Origin of the sequence: Mesorhizobium sp. M1E.F.Ca.ET.063.01.1.1, assembly GCF_003998155.1 — a bacterium.
Classification (GTDB): domain Bacteria; phylum Pseudomonadota; class Alphaproteobacteria; order Rhizobiales; family Rhizobiaceae; genus Mesorhizobium.
The window spans coordinates 1-7,570 of record NZ_RZSC01000267.1; the positions used below are offsets into that span (position 1 = coordinate 1).

8 protein-coding genes are annotated in these 7,570 nt (G+C 63.5%); 4 read left to right on the forward strand and 4 right to left on the reverse strand.

Annotation, left to right across the window (positions count from 1 at the left end; all coding sequences use genetic code 11):
- Positions 1 to 126 precede the first annotated feature (126 nt).
- Together EOA29_RS19090 and EOA29_RS19095 are read right to left on the reverse strand one after the other, a co-directional pair.
- On the reverse strand, positions 127 to 1,125 hold the full coding sequence (locus EOA29_RS19090; protein WP_126092987.1) for an ABC transporter permease: 999 nt from the start codon (positions 1,123 to 1,125) through the stop codon (positions 127 to 129).
- Between the two features lie 61 nt (positions 1,126 to 1,186).
- Positions 1,187 to 1,930 carry an ATP-binding cassette domain-containing protein gene (locus tag EOA29_RS19095; RefSeq protein ID WP_126092988.1) on the reverse strand — a complete coding sequence of 248 codons (744 nt, stop codon included), beginning with the start codon at positions 1,928 to 1,930 and terminating at the stop codon, positions 1,187 to 1,189.
- A 459-nt stretch (positions 1,931 to 2,389) separates the two neighbouring features.
- Between EOA29_RS19095 and EOA29_RS19100 the strand changes: the two genes are divergently transcribed.
- Both EOA29_RS19100 and EOA29_RS19105 read left to right on the forward strand, forming a co-directional pair.
- Complete coding sequence (locus EOA29_RS19100; protein ID WP_126092989.1) at positions 2,390 to 3,379, forward strand: sugar-binding protein; 990 nt, start codon at positions 2,390 to 2,392, stop codon at positions 3,377 to 3,379.
- Between the two features lie 167 nt (positions 3,380 to 3,546).
- Entirely contained in the window at positions 3,547 to 4,314 is a 768-nt protein-coding gene (locus EOA29_RS19105) for a FadR/GntR family transcriptional regulator (RefSeq protein ID WP_126092990.1), read from the forward strand.
- Positions 4,315 to 4,339: 25 nt separating this feature from the next.
- Here EOA29_RS19105 and EOA29_RS19110 read toward each other — a convergent pair whose 3' ends face one another.
- Positions 4,340 to 5,278 (reverse strand): NAD(P)-dependent oxidoreductase, encoded by a 939-nt coding sequence (locus tag EOA29_RS19110; protein WP_127221290.1) that lies wholly within the window; start codon positions 5,276 to 5,278, stop codon positions 4,340 to 4,342.
- Positions 5,279 to 5,438: 160 nt separating this feature from the next.
- On the opposite strand from EOA29_RS19110, the gene EOA29_RS19115 reads away from it, so the two are divergent.
- A complete protein-coding gene (locus tag EOA29_RS19115) occupies positions 5,439 to 6,335 on the forward strand; it encodes an NAD(P)-dependent oxidoreductase (protein ID WP_126092992.1) in 897 nt (298 codons plus the stop codon).
- 100 nt (positions 6,336 to 6,435) lie between these two features.
- Positions 6,436 to 7,212, forward strand: coding sequence for a FadR/GntR family transcriptional regulator (locus EOA29_RS19120; protein WP_126092993.1), 777 nt, complete (start codon positions 6,436 to 6,438; stop codon positions 7,210 to 7,212).
- Positions 7,213 to 7,263: 51 nt separating this feature from the next.
- Here EOA29_RS19120 and EOA29_RS19125 read toward each other — a convergent pair whose 3' ends face one another.
- Positions 7,264 to 7,551: a DUF3175 domain-containing protein gene (locus EOA29_RS19125; protein ID WP_126092994.1), complete on the reverse strand. Its 288-nt coding sequence runs from the start codon at positions 7,549 to 7,551 to the stop codon at positions 7,264 to 7,266.
- Between the last annotated feature and the right edge of the window lie 19 nt (positions 7,552 to 7,570).

Here is a 7,570-nt window from a genome sequence, read left to right on the forward strand (position 1 = left end):
CTACAGAATCACATACAATTCAACCGCTTCAAGCCATTTTCCGACGGCGCCTCTTCACGCTTGACCACAGCACGAAGCAAATGTGTGCGCACGCTAGCCCACAAGGGGAGAAGGGAAGATTGCGCCTCAGTCGCTGCGCCGGAAGTTGCGGATGCGGTCGAACAGCACGGCGAGCAGGATGGCGCCGCCGATGAAGGTGCCTTGCCAGAAGGCGTTGATGCCGAGCAGGCCGAGGCTGTTGCGGATCACCTCGATCAGTGCGGCGCCGACGATGGCGCCGAAGGCGGTGCCGACGCCGCCGGCGAGGTTGGCGCCGCCGATGACGGTGGCGGCGATGACCTGGAGCTCCATGCCGGTGCCGATATTGGTGGTGACGGCGCCGAGCCAGCCGGTCTCGATGATGCCGGCCAGACCCGCCGACAAAGCCGAGATCATGTAGACCGCGACCTTGATCTGGCGCACCGGAACACCGGTCAGCGTCGCCGCATGCTCATTGCCGCCGATGGCGAAGATGTGCCGGCCGAACTTGGTCCAGCGCAGGATGAAACCGGTGATCAGAGCCAGGATGATCATGTAGAGCACCGGGTTGGCGATGCCGAACAGCCAGGCGCCGCCGCCCAGCGCCAGAAGCTTGTCGTGGTCCGGCCCGAACTGGAAGACAACGGTGTTGTTTGAGGCGACCATGGCGAGGCTGCGGGCGACCGAGAGCATGCCGAGCGTCACCACGAAAGGCGGGAAGTCGAGATAGGCGATAAGCACGCCGTTGAAGGCGCCGATGGCGAGCGCGGTGACGATCGTGGCCAGGATGCCGACCTCGATCGAATAGCCGGCATGCATGGTGACGGCCAGCACCATCGAGCACAGGCACAGCACCGAGCCGACCGAAAGGTCGATGCCGCCGGTGATGATGACGAAAGTCATGCCGAGCGCGACGATGGCGACGAAGGTGATGTTGCGGGTGATGTTGTAGAGGTTCTTCTGCGTGGCGAAGGCGTCGGTGGCAACGGACAGGAACAGACAGGCCAGAATGACCGCGATCACCACCCAGAAGGTCTGGCTGGACAGTATGCGCGACAGGAAGCTGTGCTGCTTCTGCGCGATCGTCTGGTCAAGGGTAACTGCCATTATCGACCTTTCCTGCCGGTGATGGGCCGCGTCCGCGCGGCGAGTTCCGGGGTTGCGGCGCTCATGCGACCTGTTCGATGGCGCCGGTGATCAGCCCGGTGACTTCCTCGGGCGAGCTCGAGGCGATTTTCTTGTCGGCGACCTTCCTGCCGCGCCGCATGACGATGACGCGGTCGGCAACGTCGAAGACGTCGGGCATGCGGTGGCTGATCAGCACGACGGCAATGCCCTGGTCGCGCAAGTGGCGGATCAGGTTCAGCACTTCGGCGACCTGCCTGACCGAGATCGCCGCCGTCGGCTCGTCCATCAGCACGATCTTGGCCTGCGACAGCATGGTGCGGGCGATCGCCACCGCCTGCCGCTGGCCGCCCGACATCTGCTTGACGAGGTCACGCGGGCGCGTCTCGGACTTCAGTTCGGCGAAGAGCTGGCCGGCGCGCTTGTACATCGCGGCATAATCGAGAATGCGCAACGGTCCGATGCCTCGGCGAAGCTCGCGGCCGAGATAGACATTGGCGGCGGCCGTCAGATTGTTGCAGAGCGCCAGATCCTGGTGGACGATCTCGATGCCGTGCTGGCGAGCCTCGGCCGGCTTGTGCAGGATCAGCTCCTTGCCGTCCATATGCATGGTGCCATGGCTCGGGCGGAAGTTGCCGGCGATCATCTTGACCAACGTCGACTTGCCGGCGCCGTTGTCTCCCATCAGACCGACGACCTGTCCGGCCTCCAGCGTGAACGAAACATCGTTCACCGCCTGGATGGCGCCGAAATGCTTCGAGATGTTGGCGAGTTCGAGAACCGACACCAGCCTTAAGCCTCCCCATTTTCTTCCTGCGGCCATCCTCCGACATGACTGTCGACGCCGTATGGACCTAGCGCCTCCAACTCCTCCCGAGCGGGCGCGATCGGTGCATTTAGGCAAAAGCCCGCATGGGCGTCAATCAACTGTCGGATGATTAATTTCGAAACTCGTCGAAAAATCGGTTTTGTAGGACAAATAGGAATTGACGTTGGCTGCGAGCCGTTATTAGCTAGCGTCGGAGGAAGAATTTGCCCTCGCAAATCGCTGTTCAATGGAAGCGGTCGGCAGGGATTCGGTCAGGATCCGGCAACGCCAGCGCTCATTCGAGCTGGAACGGATCGGCAAATGCTTATCGGCCCGGGTTAAGACACGAGCATTCGAGGCGACTGCCGTGTTCGTTGCATCCGGGTCGATCGGTGTGGCGGGCACGTCGTGTCCGTCTGGTTTCAAGGGAGGACTGATATGAGGAAATCACTTTTGCTCGCCGCCGTCGCCGCCATGGCGTTGGGCGCCGGGCCGGCTTTGGCCAAGAAACAGCTCGTCATTGTCGTGAAGGGTCTCGACAACCCGTTTTTCGAAGCCATCCACCAGGGCTGCGAGAAATGGAACAAGGAAAACGCCAGCTCCGAATATGAATGCTTCTACACCGGCCCGGCATCGACCTCGGACGAGGCCGGCGAAGCCCAGATCGTGCAGGATATGCTGAGCAAGCCGGACACGGTCGCAATGGCCATTTCGCCGTCCAACGCGCCGCTGATCGCGCAGACGATCAAGAGCGCCAATCCGTCGATCCCGATCATGACGGTCGACGCCGACCTTGCCAAGGAAGATGCAGCGGTTCGCAAGACCTATCTCGGCACCGACAATTATCTGATGGGCAAGAAGATCGGCGAATACATCAAGAAGGCCAAGCCGAACGGCGGCACGATCTGCACCATCGAAGGCAATCCCGCGGCCGATAACATCCTGCGCCGCGCGCAGGGCATGCGCGACGCGCTGTCGGGCAAGGAAGGCCTGTCGGCGCTAGCCGGCGAAGGCGGCTGGACCGAGGTGGCGGGCTGCCCGGTGTTCACCAATGACGACGGCGCCAAGGGCGTGCAGGCGATGACCGACATCCTCGCCGCCAATCCGAAGCTCGACGCCTTCGGCATCATGGGCGGCTGGCCGCTGTTCGGCGCCCCGCAGCCCTATCGCGACCTGTTCAAGCCGATGGCCGACAAGATCGCCAAGAACGAGTTCGTCATCGGCGCGGCCGATACGATCGGCGACGAAGTGGCGATCGCCAAGGACGGCCTGGTGACCGCGCTGGTCGGCCAGCGGCCGTTCGAAATGGGCTACAAGGCGCCTTCGGTGATGCTCGACCTCATCGGCGGCAAGAAGGTCGATGATCCGGTCTTCACCGGCCTCGACGAATGCACCAAGGACACCGTCGACACCTGCATCCAGAAGTAGACTTCGATAGGTGGGGCGCCCCTCGTGGGCGCCCTTCACCCTTTTCCGCTCGGATCATGAACGCGGCCTTTGCCTCCGGCAACAGGCGAGAGGCTTCATGCGCCCGAAATTTCTTAGCGGATGATTGCGGGCGACTTCTGCCCGCGACGGGAGGCACCGGAACGCGGATGCCACGGGAAAAGTCAGGGAAGCGCTTGGCCGAGCCAGTCCAGCCGGCCACGGTTCGTAAGCTCGAGGCGACGCGGATCGCCGGTCTCAGCGTGCATGCCTCGCTGGCCGGCGAGATTGGTCTCAGGATCGTGCGCGGCGACTATCCACCCGGCACCATCCTGCCCAATGAAGCCAAATGGTCGCAAACCTTCAACGTCAGCCGCTCGGCGGTGCGCGAAGCCATCAAGATGCTGATGGCCAAGAGCCTTCTGGCGTCGCGGCCGAAGATCGGCAGCTGGGTCGAACCACGAGAGCGCTGGAACCTGCTCGACCGGGACGTGCTCGCCTGGTACGCGACCTCGCCCGACCGCGAGGTGTTCCTGAGGACGGTGCAGGAGTTCCGCCACATCATCGAACCCGAGGCGGCCGCCTTTGCGGCGGTGCGGCGCTCCGACGAGCAGATGGTCGAGATCAGCCAGGCTTGCCGCGAGATGGGGGAGGCGATGCATATCCAGGAGCGCACGCGCGCCGATACGCGGTTTCACCTCGCCATACTGCGCGCCTCCGGCAATGAGCTGCTGGTGCCCCTTGGCGTGCTGATCGAGTCGGCGCTCGACCATCTCTTCGTCTTCGTCACGCGCGAGCACAGCGACCAGCGGCGGGCCCAGTCCCTGCACGAGGCGATCGAGCGGAACATCCGCCTGCAGCGCCCGGCCGCCGCGAGAAGTGCCGTGCACAAGCTGCTCGCCAACACGGACGAGGTGATCGGGCGGTCGCGGCGCTGAGAGGGAGTGCTCGCGCCGGTGACTGTCAGATCTTCTGCTTCACGCCATCCTTCGACGGCATCAGGTCGACGCCGTTGAGCTTGCCGACATGCGTGGCCAGCATCGGCACATATTGGTCGGCCGGCCCCGCGGCGAAGGCGGTCGCGAACGAGTTCTTGGTGGCGTTGCCCAGCGGATTGGCAATTCCGGCAGCACCCGCCATCGATTCCAGATAGGTCAGATCCTTGAACGCATTGGCGATGGAGAATTTGTGCGCGTCGCGGTCGCCCTCCAGCGTCCAGCGCATGAAGGTCTGGTAGAAGCCGCAATCCATGCGGCCGTTGCGGATCACGCTGTCGAAGCGCGGCGGCGAGATGCCGACCTTCTGCGCCAAGGCAAGAGCTTCGGAGTAGATCGCGGCATAGCCGAGCGAGATGAAATTGTTGAGCAGCTTCATGCGGTGCCCGTCGCCGGTGTCGCCGATATGGACGATGCGGCCGGCCCAGGTCTCGATCACGGGCTTCAGCCGTGCGAACACCGCGTCGGGCGCGCCGACCATGGCGTCGAGCGTGCCCTCCCAGGCCTCCTTCGGCGTGCGGCTCAGCGGCGCGTCGACATAGTCGACGCCGAGCGCGTTGAGCTCGGCCGCCAGCGCCACCGTCGAGACCGGGTCGGAGGTCGAGCAATCGACGACCACGGCGCCTTGCTTCAGGCCTTCCTTCAGGCCGCCGGGGCCGCGAATGATGGCTTCGACCTCGCGCGAGCCGGTGACGCAGATGAAGACGATGTCGGAGGCAGCCGCCACATCGCGAGAACTCGATGCTTCTTTGGCGCCGCGGCCGATCAGGTCTTCCGCCGGCTTGCGGTTCTTGCGGCCGAGGAAGGTCAGCGGATAGCCCTTGTCGACGATGTTCTTGGCGATGCCGTGCCCCATCAGACCGAGGCCGATGAAACCGATGTTTTCGCGGGCAGCGGTGGTGGTCATGTCGTTTCGTCCCTGTCATTCTTGATGATCGGCGCCGACCCGACCGGCCGGCGAGCGCTTTGCCATGAAGGTTTTTCGCGGGCCTTGGCGGTGGCGGGCGATTGCGGAATGCCATATTGTCTGACAATACGCATAATTTTTGAGCAATGTGGAGAGCAAAATGACGAAGCGGATCATGTTCACCGGCGGCAGCGGCAAGGCCGGCCGTCATGTCGTCCAGTATCTGGTCGAGCATGGCTGCCAGGTGCTCAACATCGATGCCAGGCCGCTCGACAACCCGAAGGTGCGCACTTTAATCACCGACATCACCGACAGCGGCCAGGTGTTCAACGCGCTGTCGAGCTATGCGGGGCTGCACGAGTTCGATCCGTCGCTGCGGGCGCAACCGGTCGATGCCGTGGTGCATTTCGCCGCCATCCCGCGCATCATGATCACGCCCGACAACGAGGTGTTCCGCATCAACGCGATGGGCACCTACAATGTCATCGAAGCGGCGGTGAAGCTCGGCATCCGCAAGGTGATCATCGCCTCCAGCGAGACGACCTATGGCCTGGTCTTCGCCAACGAGCCGCGCAACCCGACGCATTTCCCGCTCGACGAGGACTACGACGTCGATCCGATGGACAGCTATGCGCTGTCGAAAATCGTCAACGAGAAGACGGCGCGCGCCTTTGCGCTGCGCAGCGGCTTCGACATCTATGCGCTGCGCATCGGCAACGTCATCGAGCCGCATGAATATGCGCTGTTCCCGAAATGGTTCGCCGATCCGGGCTTCCGCAAGCGCATCGCCTGGAGCTACATCGACGCCCGCGATCTCGGCCAGATCACGCTTCGCGCCATCGAGAAGGACGGGCTGGGCTATCAGGTTTTCAACGCGGCCAATGACGACACCTCGTCCGACCTGCCGACGGCCGAGCTCCTGAAGCGCTTCTATCCCGGCGTGCCGGTGAAAGCCGAGCTCGGTGAATTCGAGACGCTGCTGTCGAACCGTAAGGCGCGCGATGTGCTGGGCTTCCGGCCCGAACACAGCTGGCGCAAATACGTCAAGGCCGCGTGAGGGGAGACAAATGCTGGTTGAGCTGTGCACATCCGCGTGCCCTGAGGCAAAGCTGGCTTGCCCGGCTTGACAGCTTCTGAAAACCGGACTTTCTGGACATATGCGGGACGCAAAGCCGAACAACGAAAAAAAGCCGAAGAAAGCGGCATCCGCCGAGCGTCCGGCGGGCGTCCGGCGGCCCAACTCGCCACGCATCCCTGGCGCCAGTGTGCACACGTCGCTGGCGAGCGAAATCGGCCTTCGGATCGTGCGCGGCGACTATCCGCCCGGCACCATCCTGCCCAACGAAGCGAAATGGTCGGAAACCTTCGACGTCAGCCGTTCGGCGGTGCGCGAGGCGATCAAGATGCTGATGGCAAAGAGCCTTCTGGCGTCGCGGCCCAAGATCGGCAGTTGGGTCGAGCCGAAAGAGCGCTGGAACCTGCTCGACCGGGACGTGCTCGCCTGGTACGCGACCTCGCCCGACCGCGACGTGTTCCTGCGAACGGTGCAGGAGTTCCGCCACATCATCGAGCCGGAGGCGACGGCTTTCGCAGCAATGCGGCGCACCGACGAACAGATGGCCGAGATCAGCCAGGCCTGCCGCGAGATGGGCGAGGCGACCAACCTGCAGGAGCGCACCCGCGCCGACACGCGCTTCCACCTCGCCATCCTCCGTGCCTCGGGCAACGACCTCTTGGTGCCGCTCGGCGTCCTCATCGAATCCGCCTTCGACCACCTCTTTGCCTATACGACACGCGAACTGGACGACCTGCAGCACGCCCAGAAACTGCACGAAGCGATCGAGAGGAACATCCGGCTGCAGCGGCCGGATGCGGCGCGCAATGCCGTGCGCAAGCTGCTCGCCAATACCGACGACGTCATCCGCTCGCGTTAAGGCCTGTCGATATTCAGGTGAGGCCGGCCTGACCTTGAATCCCAACAGGCCTCAGTCCTGCTTCTCGCGCCCGAAGGCGACGCGCAATTCGTCCTTCGCCTTTTCCAGCACCCGCTTTCGCGCTTCCGGCAGGTTCCTGCCGGCGCGGTTGATGTAGAAATTCAGCATCGACATTGCGGACCGGAACGGCTCCGCCTTGCGGCGGTGGCTGTGCTCGGCCGAGCGCTTGAGCGAAGCGGCGATCTTCCTGGCATCGTCGGATTCGAAGACGTGCTCTTCGAGATCCAGCGCATCGCTGTGCTCGGTCACCTCGGCCGACCATTTCTTTTTGGCGGTCATTGGCGAACTCCTTTCGCGC